This window comes from Psychrobacter sp. Pi2-1 (genome assembly GCF_904846645.1).
Classification (GTDB): domain Bacteria; phylum Pseudomonadota; class Gammaproteobacteria; order Pseudomonadales; family Moraxellaceae; genus Psychrobacter.
Window position 1 is genome coordinate 13,909 of record NZ_CAJHBO010000012.1, and the last position, 20,628, is coordinate 34,536.

15 protein-coding genes and 3 tRNA genes are annotated in these 20,628 nt (G+C 42.9%); 14 read left to right on the forward strand and 4 right to left on the reverse strand.

Features of this window, described 5'->3' with window-relative positions; all coding sequences use genetic code 11:
* Positions 1-14: 14 nt before the first annotated feature.
* Complete coding sequence (locus JMX91_RS08180) at positions 15-1,454, reverse strand: WS/DGAT/MGAT family O-acyltransferase (protein ID WP_201548487.1); 1,440 nt, start codon at positions 1,452-1,454, stop codon at positions 15-17.
* A gap of 174 nt (positions 1,455-1,628) precedes the next feature.
* A complete protein-coding gene (locus tag JMX91_RS08185) occupies positions 1,629-2,450 on the reverse strand; it encodes a thiazole synthase (protein WP_201548488.1) in 822 nt (273 codons plus the stop codon).
* A 326-nt stretch (positions 2,451-2,776) separates the two neighbouring features.
* On the opposite strand from JMX91_RS08185, the gene gspE reads away from it, so the two are divergent.
* A complete protein-coding gene (gene gspE / locus JMX91_RS08190) occupies positions 2,777-4,330 on the forward strand; it encodes a type II secretion system ATPase GspE (RefSeq protein ID WP_201548490.1) in 1,554 nt (517 codons plus the stop codon).
* A gap of 119 nt (positions 4,331-4,449) precedes the next feature.
* On the opposite strand, the gene JMX91_RS08195 is transcribed toward gspE, so the two are convergent.
* Both JMX91_RS08195 and JMX91_RS08200 read right to left on the reverse strand, forming a co-directional pair.
* Positions 4,450-4,923 (reverse strand): RidA family protein, encoded by a 474-nt coding sequence (locus JMX91_RS08195; protein ID WP_201548492.1) that lies wholly within the window; start codon positions 4,921-4,923, stop codon positions 4,450-4,452.
* 39 nt (positions 4,924-4,962) lie between these two features.
* A complete protein-coding gene (locus JMX91_RS08200) occupies positions 4,963-5,688 on the reverse strand; it encodes a DUF4442 domain-containing protein (protein ID WP_201548494.1) in 726 nt (241 codons plus the stop codon).
* 377 nt (positions 5,689-6,065) lie between these two features.
* Between JMX91_RS08200 and JMX91_RS08205 the strand changes: the two genes are divergently transcribed.
* From JMX91_RS08205 to JMX91_RS08265, 13 genes are all read left to right on the forward strand, one after another.
* Positions 6,066-7,583 (forward strand): McrB family protein, encoded by a 1,518-nt coding sequence (locus JMX91_RS08205; RefSeq protein WP_227679332.1) that lies wholly within the window; start codon positions 6,066-6,068, stop codon positions 7,581-7,583.
* 15 nt (positions 7,584-7,598) lie between these two features.
* A complete protein-coding gene (locus tag JMX91_RS08210) occupies positions 7,599-9,119 on the forward strand; it encodes an McrC family protein (protein ID WP_227679333.1) in 1,521 nt (506 codons plus the stop codon).
* 254 nt (positions 9,120-9,373) lie between these two features.
* Positions 9,374-9,450: transfer RNA gene (locus JMX91_RS08215), tRNA-Pro, on the forward strand.
* A gap of 105 nt (positions 9,451-9,555) precedes the next feature.
* Positions 9,556-9,632, forward strand: a tRNA-Arg gene (locus JMX91_RS08220).
* Positions 9,633-9,673: 41 nt separating this feature from the next.
* Positions 9,674-9,749: transfer RNA gene (locus JMX91_RS08225), tRNA-His, on the forward strand.
* 445 nt (positions 9,750-10,194) lie between these two features.
* Positions 10,195-11,130, forward strand: coding sequence for an AraC family transcriptional regulator (locus JMX91_RS08230; RefSeq protein ID WP_102094695.1), 936 nt, complete (start codon positions 10,195-10,197; stop codon positions 11,128-11,130).
* Positions 11,131-11,450: 320 nt separating this feature from the next.
* Positions 11,451-12,512 (forward strand): hypothetical protein, encoded by a 1,062-nt coding sequence (locus JMX91_RS08235; protein ID WP_201548496.1) that lies wholly within the window; start codon positions 11,451-11,453, stop codon positions 12,510-12,512.
* Positions 12,513-12,595: 83 nt separating this feature from the next.
* Positions 12,596-13,798 carry a type II secretion system inner membrane protein GspF gene (gene gspF / locus JMX91_RS08240; protein ID WP_057758190.1) on the forward strand — a complete coding sequence of 401 codons (1,203 nt, stop codon included), beginning with the start codon at positions 12,596-12,598 and terminating at the stop codon, positions 13,796-13,798.
* A gap of 521 nt (positions 13,799-14,319) precedes the next feature.
* A complete protein-coding gene (gene gspG / locus JMX91_RS08245; RefSeq protein ID WP_201548578.1) occupies positions 14,320-14,757 on the forward strand; it encodes a type II secretion system major pseudopilin GspG in 438 nt (145 codons plus the stop codon).
* A 245-nt stretch (positions 14,758-15,002) separates the two neighbouring features.
* Entirely contained in the window at positions 15,003-15,551 is a 549-nt protein-coding gene (locus tag JMX91_RS08250; protein ID WP_201548497.1) for a protein-disulfide reductase DsbD N-terminal domain-containing protein, read from the forward strand.
* A gap of 47 nt (positions 15,552-15,598) precedes the next feature.
* Positions 15,599-17,728, forward strand: a complete 2,130-nt coding sequence (dsbD, locus tag JMX91_RS08255; RefSeq protein WP_201548499.1) for a protein-disulfide reductase DsbD — start codon at positions 15,599-15,601, stop codon at positions 17,726-17,728.
* 385 nt (positions 17,729-18,113) lie between these two features.
* Positions 18,114-19,562 carry a phospholipase A gene (locus JMX91_RS08260; protein ID WP_201548501.1) on the forward strand — a complete coding sequence of 483 codons (1,449 nt, stop codon included), beginning with the start codon at positions 18,114-18,116 and terminating at the stop codon, positions 19,560-19,562.
* A 75-nt stretch (positions 19,563-19,637) separates the two neighbouring features.
* Positions 19,638-20,471 carry a ComF family protein gene (locus tag JMX91_RS08265; protein WP_227679334.1) on the forward strand — a complete coding sequence of 278 codons (834 nt, stop codon included), beginning with the start codon at positions 19,638-19,640 and terminating at the stop codon, positions 20,469-20,471.
* The last annotated feature ends 157 nt before the right edge of the window (positions 20,472-20,628 follow it).

Consider the following 20,628-nt stretch of genomic DNA (forward strand, 5'->3'; position numbering starts at 1 on the left):
AAAAGCTGGTTCCATTATGGAGCCAGCTTTTTTGTTTTATCATTACCCTTATTGCTGCTTTTATCTTTGACAGTAATGCCTTTGAATGCTAATTCTTTACTGGTAGTTTCTAGCAGCTGCAACTCTTCTTCTATCAGCATGAGCATATCTTGTACGCGAGGTAATGCCTTGCTACAAGCGGTAATACCAAACTCAATCTTATCTAGATAACTGGCTAAAGTGATATTCATCGCTTGACCATTGAAGACGATAGAAGCGGGGTACAATGATTGCAAACGAGCACCATTCCAGTACAGCGGTTTTTCAGAACCAGGTACGTTAGAGATAATCAGGTTAAATGCCTGCTTTCTAGGAAACAGTCCTGTCGCCAAATTAATGCCTTGCCACGCGTATGAGACGATACTGTAGTTAATGACCTGCGCTTGGTTCATGCGGCGAAAGCGACGTTTGCCATGATTCATACTACGATGGATAAGCTCTATCCTGCGCAGTGGATTGTCCAAATGCGTACCCAAATTTGCCAATACAAATGACAGCTGATTGCCCGAGATACTGTTATCAGTACGCAGTGACATCGGTACAAACGCAATCAACGGTTTGCTTGGTAGTGCATCCATTGAGATTAGATAACGACGAATAGCACCCGCACAGACCGCCAGTACCACATCGTTCCTGCTAATTTTGAGCCTTTCGGCTATATCGTTAAACCGCTTTATATCATAAGACTGTGCGGCTATACGTCGTGAGGCTGATATACGTTTATTCAAGATACTCATTGGGGCGTCAAAAGTACCGACGTACCCTTCATCACCGTAGTTTTTCACATTATCTAGCAATTCTGTAAATACAGGTTTGATGGTAGATATCTGCTCTTTTATGACGCCCCTGATAGATCGTTCGGCAGGTAAGATAGCGTTTACTTGGTTGCGATGGCGCGCCATCAACGACCAGACAGGGAGGGTCACTGGTTCGGTTGGCGATTGTGATAAGGATTTTTGAACCAAACGCATCGCTGCGATGCCATCAACCAAAGAGTGATGAATCTTAAAATACCATGCAAAACGTTCAGGTCCACCTTCGACTTCTGGCTGTATACCTTCGATGACATGACATTCCCACAAAGGCATGGCACGATCTAATAAACGTCCATGTTCTCTTGAGACGTACATCAATAGTTCACGTACGCGTCCAGGACTTGGTAGCGCGACATGATGCAAATGATGCTCGACATCAAAGTCTTTGTCTTTTTTCCAAAAGGCTAAATGCTCAAGTACCTGATTAAAAGGAAAGCTGGGCGGCACATCAGATTCTTGCATTTGTTTTACCAATTGATAGACAAAATCGCTATCCGCATTGTCTGGTAATTCAAATACAAACAGCCCACCAACGTGCATGGGCTGTTTACGCGACTCAAGAAGTAGAAACAACTGGTCGACTGCTGTGAGAAGTCGCATAATAAATCCTTTTATGACGATAAGTGTTATGTAAAAATTATAATAAGTAGATATTCAATCAAATAACATTTTTTATTATTTTATAGAGCGTGTTAAGCAATCAACCATAGCACTGACAGCACTATACGTAAATACTCAACACGCTCTATTATGACATGTCATTTATGCTTCAATTTATTGAAAGAAATACCCAGTTTGTGGTGAGCTGGCAGTAGCCATCTTACGCATAGGCATACGACCTGCTAAAAACGCAGCGCGGCCTGCCCACATAGCATGTTTCATTGCGTGTGCCATCATTACTGGATTTTGTGCATTGGCAATGGCTGAGTTCATCAGTACGCCATCACAGCCAAGCTCCATCGCAAGTGCAGCATCAGACGCAGTGCCGACACCAGCGTCAACCAATACGGGTACTTTAGCATTTTCGATTATTAAGCTAAGTGTATGACGATTGAGTAGACCAAGTCCTGAACCAATCAAGCTGCCAAGCGGCATAATAGCGACACAGCCCATGCTTTCTAATTCTTGTGCAACGATAGGGTCATCTGACGTATAAACCATTACTTCAAAACCATCATCGATCAATACTTTGGCAGCTTTTAAGGTTTCCATAACGTTTGGATATAAGGTTTTTTCATCCCCCAATACCTCAAGCTTAACCAAATTATGCCCACCCAATAACTCGCGAGCAAGCTTACAAGTGCGAATGGCTGTTTCGGCATCAAAGCAGCCAGCAGTATTCGGTAATATCGTATATTTATCAGGTGAAATCACATCTAATAAGTTAGGCTCATCACTATTTTGTCCAATATTGACACGGCGAATGGCGACGGTCACGATTTCGGCTGCTGAAGCGGCAATGGCTTCTCCAGTCTCTGTCATGTCTTTATACTTGCCAGTACCAACCAGCAGACGCGAAGAAAAGGTACGGCTACCGACAGTAAAGGTATCTTGTAAAAGTGGTGTTGGACGAGTAGTGCTAACGTTCTCTGACATAACGGAAAATCCTAATATCGAGCGGGAGAAGGGATAGACAAAATATGATGGGCAATCTAAGTAATCTAAAAGGTGTAATAGACAATGGCAAGCGGTCTGCAAAAAATCGCATGATATGCTAACTCTGATAGTAATGATATGTGCTGGGCGATAGATATAAAGCGCCAGTCACATAAAATAATACCCGTCTAAAACAAAATGCTATTATAACAAACTCATGCAACCTTACTGGCAGTCTTTTTTGATTCGAACTGTTAAGGTCAAGGCATCCATCATGTCTTGGCGTGCGTACTTCTTATCCTCTCCTCACTTACTGGGCCGTCTTTATGATGCAGTTGCCATACAGCTTTGCGAAACGCCATCAGATTTTGGCCATACTTGCGATAGATCCGGAATTGCCGCCAACATTGGTACTTACCAAAGCGACCCCGTTGTCAGCGATCAATGAAGCGGTACGGTTTTTACAGCAGCAAGGCATTCGCGGTGTACCCACTTACGAAAGTGTCAGCGCGGACGATTTTGAAAAACGTATGAACGCAGCTTATGCTGGCAATACAGGAGAGTCGCAGCATATTGCTGCTGGACTTGAAGACCATCCTGATCTCGATAGCTTGGCAGATAGCGTCCCTGAAACTGAAGACTTGATGGATCAACAAGACGACGCGCCTATCATTCGTCTGATCAACGCCTTGTTGTCCGAAGCCATCCGTTTAAGCGCCTCAGACATTCATATTGAGACCTTTGAAAAGCGTTTGGTCGTCCGTTTCCGAGTCGATGGTGAGCTAAAAGAAATCATCACACCAAAACGTCAACTAGCTCCATTGTTAGTCTCGCGTATTAAGGTAATGGCTAAATTGGATATCGCTGAAAAGCGAGTGCCGCAAGATGGTCGTATCAGTTTAAGACTGGCAGGGCGAGAGGTCGATGTGCGTGTATCGACTTTGCCATCAAGCTTTGGTGAGCGTGTAGTGATGCGTCTATTAGACAAGCAAGCTGGCCGTTTGAATATGACGTATTTGGGGTTGTCTGATAATGACTATACTGAGCTAAAACGCTTAATCCATCGTCCGCATGGCATTATTTTGGTGACAGGGCCGACTGGCTCGGGCAAGACGACCACGCTCTATTCGGCGCTGACTGATCTGAACGATCAAACCCGTAATATCTTGACTGCTGAAGACCCGATTGAGTTTCAGCTCGATGGTATTGGACAAACGCAGGTCAACAATAAAGTCGATATGACCTTTGCCAAGAGTTTGCGTGCAATGCTGCGTCAAGATCCCGATGTGGTGATGGTTGGTGAAATTCGTGATTTAGAGACAGCTGAGATTGCCGTACAGGCCTCTTTGACAGGGCATTTGGTATTATCGACGTTGCATACCAACACTGCTATTGGCGCGGTCACTCGCTTGCAAGACATGGGTGTTGAGCCGTTTCTATTGTCGTCGTCACTTATTGGCGTAGTAGCGCAGCGTTTGGTACGTACTTTATGTGCACATTGTCAAAGCTGGCAGGCCGCTGATACCGAGCAAGCCAAGCTGTTTACTGAAATTGGCATTGGATCAACGCTGAAAAGTGATGCCAAAGATATAGCAAGTGAGTCGATTCGTTTGCCCAAGCCAGTTGGCTGCGATAAATGTAATCAGTCAGGGTTTAAAGGCCGTACCGCCATCTATGAAGTCGTGCCAATCGACGATACATTGCGCCGTATGATTCATAGCAATACGGCTGAGTATGAGCTGGAAGAATATGCGCGCCAGCAAACACCGTCGATACGTGCAGATGGCTTACGTAAGGTCATAGAAGGGCGTACGACATTGGAAGAGGTGCTACGTGTAACGAAAGAGAGCGCCTTAACGGACGAGACAATACTGGTATAAATTTGCGGACTGGATCTCGCGGACTGGACATTGGGATAGCAAATAAAAAACAACTGGCGTAAATAGCCAGTTGTTTTAAGATTTTTCTAGTTTTGGAGCTTTAGAGTTTTTAGTCGCTATTATTTTGCAGCCATACACTCAATCTCAACGCTTGCTCCCGCAGCCAGTTCTGATACACCAAAAGCCGAGCGCACAGGATAAGGCTTTATCATCTCAGCTTTATAGACCTTATTAAAATCATCAAAGTCATCCATATCAGTCAGCATGACCATACATTTAACGATATCAGACTTTCGGTAGCCATATTTTAATAGCGTGCTATGGATATTATCTAGCACTTGCTTGGTTTCAGCCTTGATACCGCCTTTGACCAGTTTGCCATCTTTAAAGCCAATTTGCCCCGACATATACAATGTATTGCCCACGCGTACAGCCTCTGAAAAAGGATAAGTACCGCCATCGCCCAAGAAAGTAGGGCTAGATTTAGCAATGCTGACAGCCGTCGTTGTGTTGGCATTAGCGCTATGAACAAAACCCAATGAGCACATAGTGGCTAGCGCTAGCGTAGATAGGCAAGTACTAGGTTTGAACATACTGTTTCCTCATTGGGTTTGTTATCAATTTTTCACTAACTACTTATCAGTACTATTATTTTGAGTAGATGAGGCATCGCTTTCTTTGATTGGTGCCTCGGTTCCAGTGTCATCTTCTGCAACTTTTTCAGACGTTTTACCTTGGCGGCGTGCCTCTAGCTCCGCTTTTGGTATCCATGCCCACGTCATCTCAACCACAATTGGATCGCGGTCACTATCAGATTCACGATCTTTGATGACACAAGGAATAACCATCTCACCTTTTGGTGTGTTTAGGATATCCAAACGCTGTTCATCAGACAAGCTTGCAATAGCAGCAATTTGACCTTTTTTGATTGGACGATGGAAATTTACCGAGTAAGATTTAATCAGCAGAATGCGATCAGAGGGCAAGTTCAAACCCAAAATAAACCCCGTAGCCGTCTCAGCCAGTAACGTGATGGCGACTGCATGAATAGAGCCGATATGATTTTGGACGGCTTTATTGTTGTTTAAACTAACGACGACTTGGTTTGGTTCTACCGTTTCATAATAAATGCCAGTCGTGCCGACATATGGGACGACCTTGCCAAAGGCTTTAGATAAAATACTTGAACGTGCTCCAGCAGGCAGATATTTGGTGACGGATAACAGTTTGGTAAATTGATTGCTAATTGGTTTTAGCGTGCTGCTAGGTTTCTCAACTGAAGATTTTGTGCTGTCAGATACTTTGGCTGGCAGTTTATTGGTCAACTTGGCGGGTAGTTTTTTTAATAATCCTGACATACAAAATTCCTTAACGTAAATGAGTTGAATGACATTCTTAGCATGGCTTTTTATGATAGCGACACAAATATAGATAATGAAAGTCGCTACAAATACTATGGTACATCAACCATTGCCTTCCTACTATTATTAGCATGAACTGCTGCGCTTACAAAACAATAGTAGCGTGGCTATGTTGCTAGGTTATGTCATCAGTTTAGATCGCCACTTAAAGTAGCCTAGTCATCTTATCTATCAGCGTCATTTGGACAAAGGAAGCTAAGTGAAAGTGCTACAAGTAGTAGACTAGGCGAGACTGACACCCTATCTAATTTATAGAGGGTTGACTATAGTTACCATGCCAATAGATAGCCACGTTATAATGACAAAATGTTAGCATGTCTATTTCAAACCTGTTTTCAATGCTGCTGGATAATGTTATGCCTGATATGTCTACTCATGAACCGACCAATATTGTTTATACGGGCGTTGCTGGTACAGGTAAAACCTATAGATTGCTGCAAATCGCGAAGCAATACACCGACTATCTACCCAAGACTGAAAATGAGGACTTATTAGAACAACTGCTGCAAGGTCTAAGCTGGCGCGAAGTATTGTGTCTGGTGTTTTTAGATTTACGTGCTGAACAACAGGATTTGTTAAAGGTACGAGAAATTATTGATCATCCTTTTTTTATGACCAAAGCTGCTCAGAACTCACGTGATAAAAATTTGGATAGTACAGCTTGGTTAGAGCTACGCAGACATAGTCCTACGAACTCTCAAACAGTCAGCTTTGATAACCGCGCTAGCCAAGCTTATTTTGATAAAGACAATAGTGGAGCATGGTATTTATTACCTGAGTGTATGGTGCTACTAGAAGATTTATCGCAGCAATTAGCAGAGTTTCAGCAGGCACAGCGCGACAACCAACCCCATCAAAATCAAAACATCGGTCAGCAACGTTTTAGTATGGTGAGCTTCCATCAAGCCTACGGTTATGAAGAATTTGTAGAAGGTATACGGCCTGTCATGAGTAACGCTGCACAAGCAAATAACAGCCCTTCTAATCAAAATCAAATGAGTTACGCGGTGCAAGATGGAGCATTCCTGAGGCTATGTCAACGCGCAGCTCGTGACCCTCAGCAGCGTTATGCAATGCTGATTGATGAGATTAACCGTGCTAACGTGTCACGAGTATTTGGCGAGCTTCTCAGTTTGATAGAGCCTGATAAACGAGCGGGCAAGCCGAATGCGATGACAGTGAGTTTGGCGTATTCTGGGCGTGCTTTTAGTGTTCCTGCCAATGTCGATATTTATGCCACTATGAATACCCAGGACCATTCTTTAGCGCCACTTGATATGGCATTACGCCGACGTTTTCGCTTTATGGATTGTCCGCCGCAGCCTAATTTACTATCAACAATTCGAGCCAGCAATGACACCGACACTGGACTGTCTGAAGACTTAGAAGCAGGTGCGATAGATTTGAGTAAATTACTAACAGGCTTGAATAGACGTATCGTGCAGACACTGGGAGTAGAAGCGCAGTTGGGGCATGCGTTTTTATTGGCAGTCACTCAGTTAGAGCAATTACAAACGGCGCTCGTCGAACAAATTATCCCTCAATTGGCTCAAGCAGCTGGAGGTCAAATTACGGTGCTGCAGTATATCTTTAGAGATGAGCAGCAACCGACGAGCAAGCAGTTCGTACAGGACAGTCAAGCATTGATGAATGATGACTTGTATAATCTGATGGGCAACCAAAACAATGCTTCCGCTGAACACCAAATGTTTGCAGAGCAGGGTTCTTTTCTTGGTCAGTCTATGAGTATGAATAGCTATACTATCAATGCCGATTTGATCGCTAGGGATGGTGAGTTTAATCATGCTGCTATCTATCAGCGTTTGTACTAGCAGGGTAACTGTTCAGTGATAACAAATAATCCATATTACGCCAAAGAGCACATTATTAAGGCAAACAGTCGCCAGACTCGTGTCCCTAACAGTAGTGTCGCTACCATGAACGTTATCACCGTGTTTGAGCATCAACGTTTGACCGTGCATGATTTTTTGCACGCATCTGATTTCGATTGGCTAATAGCGCAAGAGTTTGCAGCATTTACTATCAAGCGTAAGCGAGGGCAATGGCAGCTTAAGGTTGGGCACTATATTGGGGTTATTCTCCTACCTAGTGGCATAACGCTTGAGATATTGCCAAAGCTCAATCAGTCTACTCAGACTAGCGATATCGTCCAGACTCGTCATTGGGTACAGGGTATGCTATCGGATTTGATACATCTTGATGCGCATAACAATCACAAGTTACCCAATACGAAAAATTTCGGTCAGTTTAGTTCCCAGTCCACTCCTTTACCGTTAAAAGTATTGCCTATATCAGATTGGCTGATTGAGCAGTTTTTGCAGCGTTTAATGGATTATCAACCAACCAAGCATTATCAGGCTCAGATTGAAAATCAAGCATCCCTGCAAGGTCGACTGCTCATCAAAGAACAACTGCGTCACAATAGTATGCAACCGCATAAGTTCATCTGTGAAAGTAGCGTATTAAGTTACGACATGTTGGCCAATCGGTTGATTAAGAGTGCATTGGTTTACTTGATGCCTTTATTGCCCCAGCTTATTTCTTCAAAACTGTTGCAGCTATGGCAGCAGGTGTCTACGCTCAACAACCGCGAAATGCAGCAGGTAGCGTTAATATATGCTCAAGCAAAGCATCAGCTAGACGTTCAGCCACTCCAAAGACAAAAATTGCACGCCGCGCAGCAGTTAGTAGACTTGGCATACTGGTTATTGAAACAGACGACAGCTGTGACAGGTAACGGTATTGATCCAAATAGACAAAATAGCTCTCAGCTAAGATTGTGTTTATTGATTGATATGAATCAAGCTTTTGAACAATGGACAAGTCAGCGTATCGCATCGATGTTTCAACAGGTTAGTAGCAATTATCGTCCCTTCTATCAAACCCAAAGTGTCTGGCTTAACGATGCTGAGGGACTAGCATGCTTATCTATACGGCCTGATTTGCTGATATTTAAAACCGTCTCTGATGATTGTCAAAATCAGAACGATATAGTAGTTAGTCAAACTAAAGCCAAAGACAAGACCAAAGGTCACTATAGTCATGTCATCGATATTAAGTGGAAGTACTTACCGCATGCTGCTGCAATTAGTGCAAGCGACGCTTATCAATTGACCAGCTATGCACAAGCTTACTTGGCGGGGCAGGTCTGGTTGGTTTACCCAGTGCTAGGTAGTGATAGGCAGCCAGTAGCGCTCAAGCAGCAAACTCATTATGGTAGTAATGATAGCAGTAGTGATAATATTAAAAACAATGAATCAATTGATGCCCATTTATGGTTAATGCCGTTTGATGTTTTGACAGGTACGCTCAACGGTGAAGTACTGCCACATCTGGACAAAGCTTAATATCGTTATCAATGACAGCGCGAATGACTGACTGATTGATAGGTAAATAAGAAAAGGGTCTTGCTACCGTTATTTTGGCGAAATTGACGTAATTTTAAAAAAATTAGCGATTATTTGAAATTAATCGAAAATAGGTGTTGACACAATCGCCTTTACCCCTTAATATGTGCACCTCGATAGCGAGGAACATTAACAAGTTAGCGGCATTGCCAACAACGAGTTGATTAACAAACTATCGTGATAATAGAGAATTTCGGAGTGTGGCGCAGTTTGGTAGCGCATCTGGTTTGGGACCAGAGGGTCGTAGGTTCGAATCCTATCACTCCGACCATCTATTTTAAGAGCCTTACAGGCTTTTTTTTATGTATAACGGTTTAGTTTCTGATATAGTAAAATATATCGTAAAGTAAGCTTAGTATATAAAAGTCCTCTAAGAGCGCCTGTAGCTCAGCTGGATAGAGCATCTCCCTTCTAAGGAGGTGGCCGCAGGTTCGAATCCTGCCAGGCGCACCATTTAGCCTGCAAATCTTGCCTATTCTTTGGCAATAGTTATGGCGGTTGTAGCTCAGTTGGTAGAGCCCCGGGTTGTGATCTCGGTTGTCGTGGGTTCGAGTCCCATCAGTCGCCCCATATTTTATTTTGTATATATCTACATACAAATCATATCTTAATCTAAAAATATATCAGTAATAGCACTCGCCCTTGATGGCGATTTTTTTATGCCTATTCGATTTTATCTCTATATTACCTTTATAATATTAAACAGATTGAGTTTGATAGCACCTTCAATACTAGATAATCCCCCAAATTTTTATCATCATTTCCTGTAGGTTTTCCTTAAGGCCTAGCGTGACTGTGTCTACTCTATTATTGTTTAGTAATTCTAATAAGTAAATAGACATGACGTTTTAAATGCTGCATTATGCTTAAGTGTTATCACATCCATTGTATTTAATAATAATTATTTATTGGAGCAAGTATTGGTATAGAGGAAACTGACAGAAATCGTTATTAAGAATACTATTATTTTTTTAAGATGAATCGTTATTAATCTGCATTATTGAGGAATTGATTGATGGACGCACTGAGTGTATTGCTGCAAAACGTGCATTTATTTGAGACTAAGTATTATCGTCTAAATGGCACTGGCAATTGGTCTTATTCTATTACTAGAAAAGACACCATTTTATTTTACTTAGTAATGTCTGGCGGTTTTTGCATTGATGTTGGTAATGGTCTACGAGAAGCTCGCGCTGGCGACATGATTATGATTCCGAATGCGCACAAGCATGTGAGTTACGCACTCAATCACCATGGCGATGTTGCTGAGTCGCTTGATGAGCTATTGAGTAATTGCACCGAGCGTACACTTGATATCGATGGCGATGGAGACCCCAATTCATCTTTGATACTGATCGAATGTAAGTACGACAAAGAGATGATTAATCCTCTGTTGTCAGTACTGCCACCGATATTGCCTGAACTCAATGATGCTGCTGACGGTCGGTTTGAAGTGATCGATGTAGAGATAAAGCTGCTAACACTAGAAGCTGAGCGTGAGCGTATGGGAAAAACAGCTGTAATCAATCATTGGGCGAGTATCATGATGATTGAGTGTTTGCGCGTCTATATCGAAAGCTTGCCTGAAGCCACAGAAAACTGGCTCAAAGCCATGAAGGATCCATTTTTGACCAAAGCGCTAGCCGCGATGCATGGGGCACCGAGTGAGAGCTGGACCATTCATCAGCTTGCCGAAGTAGCAGGGATGTCGCGTTCTAGCTTTGCACAGCGATTCAAAGACACCGTTGGCATGCCGCCACTGACTTATCTGATCGATTACCGCTTACGATTGGCGGCTCGTTATCTACGCTTACAGCAAAACAGTATTAGCCGTATCAGCGAGATGGTGGGCTACGCCTCAGATTCGACTTTTAGTCAGGCATTTAAACGTGTGTATGGTGTCTCGCCAAAAGCATACCGTCAGCAGTATCGACAGAATAATCTTGCATAGTTCTAGTTGCTGTTTATTTAAGTTATTTAAGTAGAATCTCAACGATAAGCGCTAGGGTCATCTATATGTCCTTAGCGCTTTTTTTTATTTGTGAATGCTTGTTATTTGTAGTTGTTGAACCACTCATATCTATAAGGCCTTTAGTAATTTGCTATGGCTATTTTAGTTAAGGGCAGCTGACATTGAGTCTGTGTTAAGGTACTATAGGTTGATGAGTCGTCGAGACAAAAGCGTTGGTACTATAACGCGTTATATGTCCTTATACGATAGGTATATAAAAGGATCGAGACGATGTTTATTTTCGCTGCTGATGGTATGTTATGACTGAACCGACCGCAAAGCTAAATGCAGGAAGCAATGGCCAACAAGAGGCTGGTGCAACTGCTAAAACAGAAAGTAATGTTGATAAAAACACTGCTATAGAGAACCCGCATGTCGGCAAAGATGCTCCGAAAAATGAGCCGGTAGAGACACCTGATAAGGCGGCATTATTGACGATGTTTACTTTGTCAGATATCGAGGCGGTAGCAACTGAAGCAGTAATATCTGAGTTATCCGATAGCCTTACAGTAGCTGCAAAACCTGTGGCTCAAGAAACCAATGTTGCTACGCAGCGTGTTGCGCTTTATCGTGCTCAGCATGAGCGTACTCGACTGTTATATATGGCATCTGCCAATACGCGTCCTACTTACTTAGTACAAACCTTGAAGCCGCAATTCGCAGAATATCAGCAATATTTACTTGCGCAGCAGCTTGATAAGCGTGGGTTGATGGATACGGATACGCTCGAAAGACTCTGGCAGCAGCTGCATGTGGTCGATGACATTATTGCAGATATCGTACGTCACATGCCTGCGCAGCAGCCCGCCGGTTGGCAACTGACGACTCAAGATGGTCGCAATCCATTGTGCTTTGCTACGGTCGGTAAGTTAAAGCACGGCAAGCCAATTCGCGACCAAGGTAGCCTCAACAGTTATGTACTTGGGCACTTTGGCGTGAGTAGTTTTACTTACGATCGAGGCTATTATATCGGTCATGTGGTTGGTTATTTATTTAGTTGTTATTATTGTGCCCATCTGTCGATTACTTATGGTGTCACAGCCCTTGGCCAGCAAGTCGTGGCTGACTATGATTACGCCAGTCTTGAAACCCCGCATATGGTTAGATTATTACAAGGTCTTGACGGTTATTGCAAAAAACGCATTTATCAGTTAGCCGTTATTTGTGCGCGCTTGAGCGTTTTCGCGAGTGATAAACGTATTGAAAGAATGCTAATCGCTGAGGTCAATGACTTCGATAAAAAGCTACAGCAGCAGCATTTGGATGTCTTATTATTACAAGGTTTGATGCCTGATAGTAATGACTCAACGCCACTTTTTTAAGCGTAGAATGTCAAGTTAATAAATTTCTATTAAGTCATAAATTATAACTGTCTATCTGTAAGCCTCTTAGGATATCTGCTGCCATGCCTGCCTATCATTTCAAAGCGCTTGACGACCATGGCGTTGTCCAAAAAGGCTTGCTAGAGGGGGACTCTGCGCGGCAAATTCGCCAGCAGCTGCGTGATAAGCAATGGACACCCGTTGAAGTCAACCCGGTCAATGACAGACAGAGTCAGAGCAAGAACCGCTACAAAAAACCGTCTGCATACGAGCTGGCATTGCTGACACGTCAGTTATCTGTATTATTGGCAGCAGGTATTCCACTTGAGGAAACCTTGGCAGCGGTTGCTAAGCAATCACCAAAGACTCATATCAAATCCCTGATGCTTGCAGTGCGCTCACATGTCTTGGAAGGACTCAGCTTAGCACGTGCCCTGCAACAAGCCGCTAGCTTTCCGCCGTTATACATCGCTACGATTGCCGCAGGCGAAAAATCTGGTCACCTCGACCTTATCCTCAATCAGCTAGCAGACTACACCGAAAACCGTTTTGCTCTCCAAAAGAAAATCCAAGGCGCCATGGTCTATCCGATTGTCCTGATGGTAATGGCAATTGCGGTAATTATGGGACTGATGAGCTTCGTTGTGCCCAAAATTGTCAAAGTCTTTGAACAGTCTGAGCAAGCGTTGCCTCTAATTACTCAAATCGTTCTCACGCTATCGAATATCATTACTCAGTGGTGGTGGCTAATACTATTGGTATTGGCGAGTACCGCATTTTTATTCTACCGTTTTGCCCAAACGCAAGCCGGTAAGTTAACTATTGATAGTGTGGTGCTTAGACTACCGATACTCGCCAGATTATCGAAAGGATTGAATGCCGCGCGATTTGCCAGTACTCTTGCGATACTAGTACGCTCAGGAGTGCCTTTAATTGAGGCATTACATATCGGTGCTGCGGTCACGACCAATTTGCATATCCAAAAAACCATTATCACTGCGGCTGATAGGGTCACAGAAGGCTCTAGTTTGTCTAGCCAGCTAGAGAAATCTACTTACTTTCCACCGATGATGGTGCAGATGATAAAAAGTGGAGAAAACTCAGGTGAGCTTGAAAATATGCTCAGCCGTGCCGCCAATATGCAAGAGGCAGAAGCAACCAATTTTATCAGTACTTTATTATCACTACTTGAACCTCTAATGCTGGTGCTAATGGGCGTAGTAGTCATGATTATTGTGATGGCGGTTATGCTACCTATCGTTAATATGAACGATTTAGCAGGCTAAGTTAATTCGCTAGCCGATGATTCATTATGCTATTCACATACAGACAGCTTCCTATCTCCAAAATCTCTATTTAGTTCTCTTTTACTCTATTTATATCACCTCACTTGCTTGCTAAACCTTGGACTAACTTTCTTAAGGTTTGCTTACTGTTGTATATTGTTGAACGAACGCTATTTTTGCTATGGCAAACACAAGCGCCGCGCTATAGTAAGCACGAATCAATAGTCATACAGTTGGTGCCATTCAATATTTAGCTTCGGCTGAAATAGCAAACTCAAACTAGGCGCAGCGCTGGATAAAAATAAAACCATGGTTTATAGTGACAATAGTTTCAGAGCTCATTGATATGTCATTAATGAGAGCTATGATAGAACGCCACTTTTACTATTTACATAACTGTGATGACCAAAGCGATGACTATGACTGACAAACTCCAAGTAAATATGACGCCAAAAAGTGCTATTCAGAATATGCAATCCCATTCAAATATTGTAAGTGACCAAAAGACTGCTTCTTCAGCTATGCAGCGCAGTGTGGCAACAAAGTCTGGTCAAGCAGGATTCACTCTTATCGAGATTATGGTCGTTATTGTGATCCTAGCCATTCTTGCTGGATTAGTGGTACCAAAAGTAGTCGGTCAAAGTGACAAGGCCCGTGTTAAAACAACTGAAACGGCGCTTGCCACTGTCTCAAATGCGCTAGATATGTATAAGGTTGATAATTCGCGCTATCCGACGACTGCTCAAGGATTAGAGGCGCTTACGACACCGCCTGCTGATGCAAAAAACTATCCTGAAGGTGGGTATATTAAAGGTGGCTATCCAACCGATGGCTGGGAAAATGAGATGCAATATGTTGCACCAGGTAGTGAAGGGCGGCCTTATGATTTGTTTTCGTTAGGCGCTGATGGTCAACAAGGTGGTGAAGGTCAAGATGCGGATCTTTATGCTCAGCTATAAAGCTTAATAACAGACGTATAGTGAACAAATTCTGATACTGATATAGCTTTGTAGAATGAAACATTCGTTCATCGATGCACTTTCAACAATCTATAAATATCAACCAATATTCCCTTATTGGTTGATATTTTTTATCAGTAGACAAATTTCCTGCTGTTCAGTACAAGTTTGATAGCCAGTGTTATAGATATATCTAAGCGCTCAGCAAAACAGTCATCGCAAACTGCAATTAAAGGTAATCATCTATGTCGATCCAACAGTCTAATAAATACTTTTCTAAAAACCTTTATAAATTGGTTCTAACCGTCGCAAGTACTTCATTAGTAACGGTTCTATCAATGACATCGGTCAGTGCACAAGCAGCAGGGTTAAATGACTTATTTAAAAATAGCTCCTCGTCAAAATCAAAGTTCTTACCAGTGGATGAGGCCTTTCAGGTGGTCAGCAATACCAAAGCGACGTCCAAAGGCACGCGGTTGTCGATCAGTTTTGAAATTACGCCAGGGCATTATGTCTATAAGGATAAGCTTACGTTGAGCTTCCCTAAAGGAATAAACGCCACGCCGTTCACTTTCAATCAAGCACCAGTATCAATCAATGATCCGACCTTTGGTCAGGTTCCTGTATTTACGCAAAGAAGTGTCATTGCAACCACGACACTGACGACCAGTAATGGTAAGGGCGCCAAAAACGCGCCTATTATTATTGGTTGGCAAGGGTGTGCAACCGCTGGGCTATGCTATCCACCAGAAAAAGTTAAAACCAAGATAGACATTGCTGCGACGCGCAAATAAATAGCGAGCAGATTGATTAAAATATCGGTAATAATAGGTAGCCATTCATGTCCATCAAGACATCACCAAAGTCCTCATCATCTAGCGTATCTACCCATTCGAAAAAATCCTATATCTTAGCGCTTGCCATCGCTAGTGGCTCATTGCTGGCAGGTTTGTCAGCGACATCGACGGTACAAGCGGCAGGGTTAGGCGACCTTTTCGGTAGTAGTGAAAGCTCCTCGAAGTCAAAGTTTTTGCCAGTAGATCAAGCGTTTCAGGTGAGTACAGATAGTACCCCTGTCAAAGCAGGTACGCGGTTATCTGTTAATTTTGATATCACTCCTGAACATTACGTCTATAAAAAGCAAATCAAGCTTACGCTACCCGCTGGCGTGACGGCTGCACCTTTTACCTTTAGCCAGACACCATATTCGATAGATGATCCAACATTTGGCAAGGTACTGGTATTTGACCAAGCAAATATGGTCGCTACCACAACACTGACAAACAATAGTGGCAAGAATATAGATAGTGCCGCTATCGTCGTTGGCTGGCAAGGCTGTGCAAAAGCAGGACTGTGCTATCCACCTGAAAAGATTAATACGACTGTCGATATTGCAGTGGCATCGACGCAGGTATCAGCAGATAGTGAGAGTAGTGCGAGCTCGACCGATTCAGAGAATAGTGCTACGGCGACACCAGAGGAAGCAGGTTCAACAGCTCTTGATAATGCTTTGTCTGATGAGGCGCAAGCACTGACAGACGATGGCGCTATTGATTATGACCTCATTGATGACAGCGCTGTAGAGTATGATTCTTTAGATAGTAGTGCGGCGACGAATACGATTTCTACAGCAAATAGCAGCGTAACAGGCGAGACGACCAATAGCGAAGATGCCTCAAACAACAGTTTTGTTGATAGCGATCCTTTTGGTTTGGCTTCTCACCCTTGGCTGGCATTAGTACTATTATTTTTAGCAGGCTTAGGCTTGGCCTTGACGCCATGTGTGTTACCGATGTTACCTATCGTGGCCAACATTGTAGCCCGCGAACAAAACCCAACGGTCAAACGCGGTGTCATCTTGACCACCAGTTACGCGATTGGGGTAGCGACTGCTTATGGTATTTTGGGCGCTGTCATTGCAGTATTCGGTGAGTCTTTAGGTATTATTGGTTGGCTGCAGAATCCAATTATTCTCATTAGCTTTGCTATTGTTTTTATACTGCTAGCGCTATATATGCTGGGCCTTTTCAGTATACGTTTACCGCATACAATCAGTCGAAAGATGCAAGGCTTAAGCCAAGCAGGTGACAGTAAGCTTGGTAGTACAGGCGGCAGTTTAATCGCTGGGTTTTTATCAGCGCTAGTCGTGTCACCTTGTGTTTCTGCGCCATTATTTGGGGCATTATTGGCGGTCTCTACCATTGGTAGTCCATTGCTCGGCTTTGCCGCTTTATTCATGCTTGGCTTTGGGTTATCAGCGCCGCTTATCCTAATCGGTGCTACTCAAGGCAAGATTATGCCAAAGGCAGGCGAGTGGATGAATTGGGTCAAGCAAGGCTTTGCTTTACTACTATTTGCCGTGGCACTGCTATTGATTGAGCGCGTGTTTATATCGCCAGTCATGCTTATGGTATGGGCGTTATGGTTTATGGTCGTGGCAACATGGGCATGGAGTTGGCTAGGTAAAGGTCGTATGCTGACCCAAGCATTAAGCCTTATCGCTGGTATTTGGGCAGCATGTTTAATAGTCGGCGCTGCACTGGGTAATGACGATAGCTTACATCCATTAGCGTCATTGGGCGCAGCACCGATGATGGTACAGTCAACGTTTGGTCAACCAGTGAATAGTGATAGCACCACTGATAAGACGATCACGACGCTTGCAGAGCTAGATGCCATTGTCGCAGCCAATCCGAATGTCATTGTCGATCTGACAGCAGAGTGGTGTATTGAGTGCCGCATTATGGACAAGAACCTGTTTCACAATCGTCCAGTGCAGATGCAAGGTTGGCAACTAGTGAAGCTTGATATCACTGAGACGACAGCAGACTCAAAAGCGGTGTTGTCTCGTTACCAACTCTTTGGTCCACCAGCGCTACTATATTATATTGATGGTCAGCTAGTAAATCAGCAAGTGGGTGAGATTGGTCGCTCAGAGTTTGAGCAAACATTATCGGCATTGAACAACTAACATTTAATAATGAACACTTAAGAAACAAGTGTAATACTTCGAAAATTCTTAAGAATATTAAGAAGGCCAGTATACTAAGAAAAGTATGCTGGCTTTTTTAGCACTCTTAAATTCATACTATAGAATATTTATTAAGTATTTGTTATATAAGTAATTATATTGATAGGTGGTTATTTTAACTATCGATAAAGCTAGTATCGTGCTTATATTTTCATTACAATAAAGAAACAATGCAGCAGGGGCACTAATTGTCATTTTTTCCGCTCCTAATATCTGCGATTAGCTGATAGTCTCAGTCAATTCTATTTTAGCGATAACGCTAATGGCCATATTAATTACCTCATATACTCTGCTAGCGCTAATGCTAGTTAGATAAAGGACACTTATGTTTGCCCATACCATTATTCAGCGTCACCAACAGCCGTCTTACCAGAATGCACATATGCCTCTTCGTATTGCAGTTGCTCTTGCGTTGAGTTGTACCGCGATACAAGTACAAGCTGCTGGTGACTCTCAGACTTATAACGAACTGCCAGCACCTGAAGCTGCGTTTGAATACGAGGGTCTTGACCTATCACAGAGTCTCGATAACAGTGCGATATCTTCTGATATGAGTACACAAAGTGGCAAAATAATTAGCAAAGAATTTATTGCCCAGCAAGCCAAGCTGTTTTCTGAATGTACTCAAGTCCAGTCTAGTGCTGCTCGCCTAGCTTGTTTTGATAAAGTGGCTGAACAAGGTAAGACACCAAGCTATACCTCAACTAAACAACCAATTGATTTGGCAAAGACCTTTCAAAGTACGGTCTCAGGTAATCCAAAAGTGATATTGGCTGAGTCTCAAACGGCAATGAGTGGGACGACAGTTGAAGATGCAGATACCATCTTGATGACCAATCAGCAAACAGCTGCCAGCAAATTGAAGGCAAATGGCAACGTAGAAGTAGATGCTGAAACGAATAGCGAGGCACAGATTTTAGAAAATGTTGGTGTCACTCAAACAGACATCGAAAAATTCTCGCCACTCAGTCTATCTTATGACCTAGACAAAAATAGTGAGCGTGGTACTTGGACGGTCAGACCATATCGACCGACATACCTGTTGCCATTATTTTATACCTTCGATCCCAATTTGAATCCAAGCACACCATCACAAGAAACAGATCCTTTTGATTCTAATGATATACGCGAAACTGAGCTAAAATTCCAATTATCTCTAAAAACAAAAGTCGCAGAAGATTTGTTTGATACCAGTGCTGATCTATGGTTTGGCTATACCCAAGAATCACATTGGCAAGTTTATAACGAAGACAACTCGCGTCCATTCCGTGCTACCGATTATCAACCTGAAATATTCTTAACCCAACCTGTGACAGCAGATCTGCCTTTTGGTGGACGTCTGCGTATGTTGGGCGCAGGTGCTGTGCATCACTCGAATGGACAAGATGATCCATTATCACGTTCATGGAATCGTGCTTACCTCATGGCAGGCGCAGAGTGGGGCAAGCTATCAGTCATACCGCGTTTATGGGCTCGAGTAAATAACGAAAGTAGTAGCGATGACGATAATCCAGATATCGAAGACTACATGGGCTATGGTGATATCAAATTCTTGTATGATTTGCCGGCTGATCAGAGCATTAGCGGTACCTTGCGCTACAATCCAGGTACCAATAAAGGTGCTGCGCAAATCGACTATATCTATCCTATCTCAGAGAACGTTAATGGTATGGTTCAGCTATTCCAAGGCTATGGTGAGTCGATCATTGATTACAATCATGAAAATACCTCTATCGGCTTTGGTATTGTACTGAATGATTGGAAAGGGCTTTAATTCGGAAAAGGCATCAATTTGAGAAAGGCTCTAATATAAGTGAAATTTATGATAAGTTATGACAAATAATAGTTTATGCGCCGCTTAGCGCCTTATCAAACTGGACTGTGGTTGGCAGAGTATATGGATATGCGCTGCCAACTATGCCGTATTTATCGTAGTACACCACAATCTCAACTACTGCACCATCAAGCACCATCTAGTCTATATGATGTAACGGATACGCCGCCTACACGGATAGCCTTAAAGAAACACTCTTTTCTCACTAATATCCGTCATCAAGCAAACAGCTATTTGAGCAGTGGTTTACTTTGTGCTCACTGTCACAACGATATCACTTGGTTACCAAGACCTTTTGAAGTGGATATCGCTCCTAGTATATCTCTATCTATCCAAGCCTCTACTTACTACGAGTATCCAATACGTCAAGCTATCCGAGCATTTAAGCATCAAGAGGATATGACGAAATTGCCGTTACTATTACATGCCATACGTCAATTACCGCGTCCACACGGTTGTCATCGCAATAACAGCGTGATTGTTGCTATGCCCACAACAAGTCAACGATTGGTCAAACGTGGGTTCGATCCTGTCAGTATTTTATCATCACAACTGTCAAAGCATTGGCAAATACCTTTATGGCACGGTGTTGAACGTATTGATAATACGGTCAGTCAGCAAGGACTCACACGTGCTGAGCGTTTAAGCAATCTAGACAATGCATTTGCGATAATTGAAAAACCTCCAGTAAAACGCTTACTATTGTTCGATGATGTCTCTACGACAGGCGCAAGCTTGCAAGCATTGGCACGTGCATTCATCTCATCTGAGCAAACAGCGACCATAAATGCTCAAACCCATAATAAATATCATGTCTTTGCCTATGCGTTAGCTCATGGTAATCAATAATATTAATGAAGCTATCTATTTGAAATCATTAATATATTGCTAATTCTTTACCTTCACGATATATTATTAAATACGTATATAGTTGTTGACGCATTGAATAGGGATTTTTGTCGTTTTGTATATAAGCTAAGCAGAATTTTGTGGAACAAAAATTGCA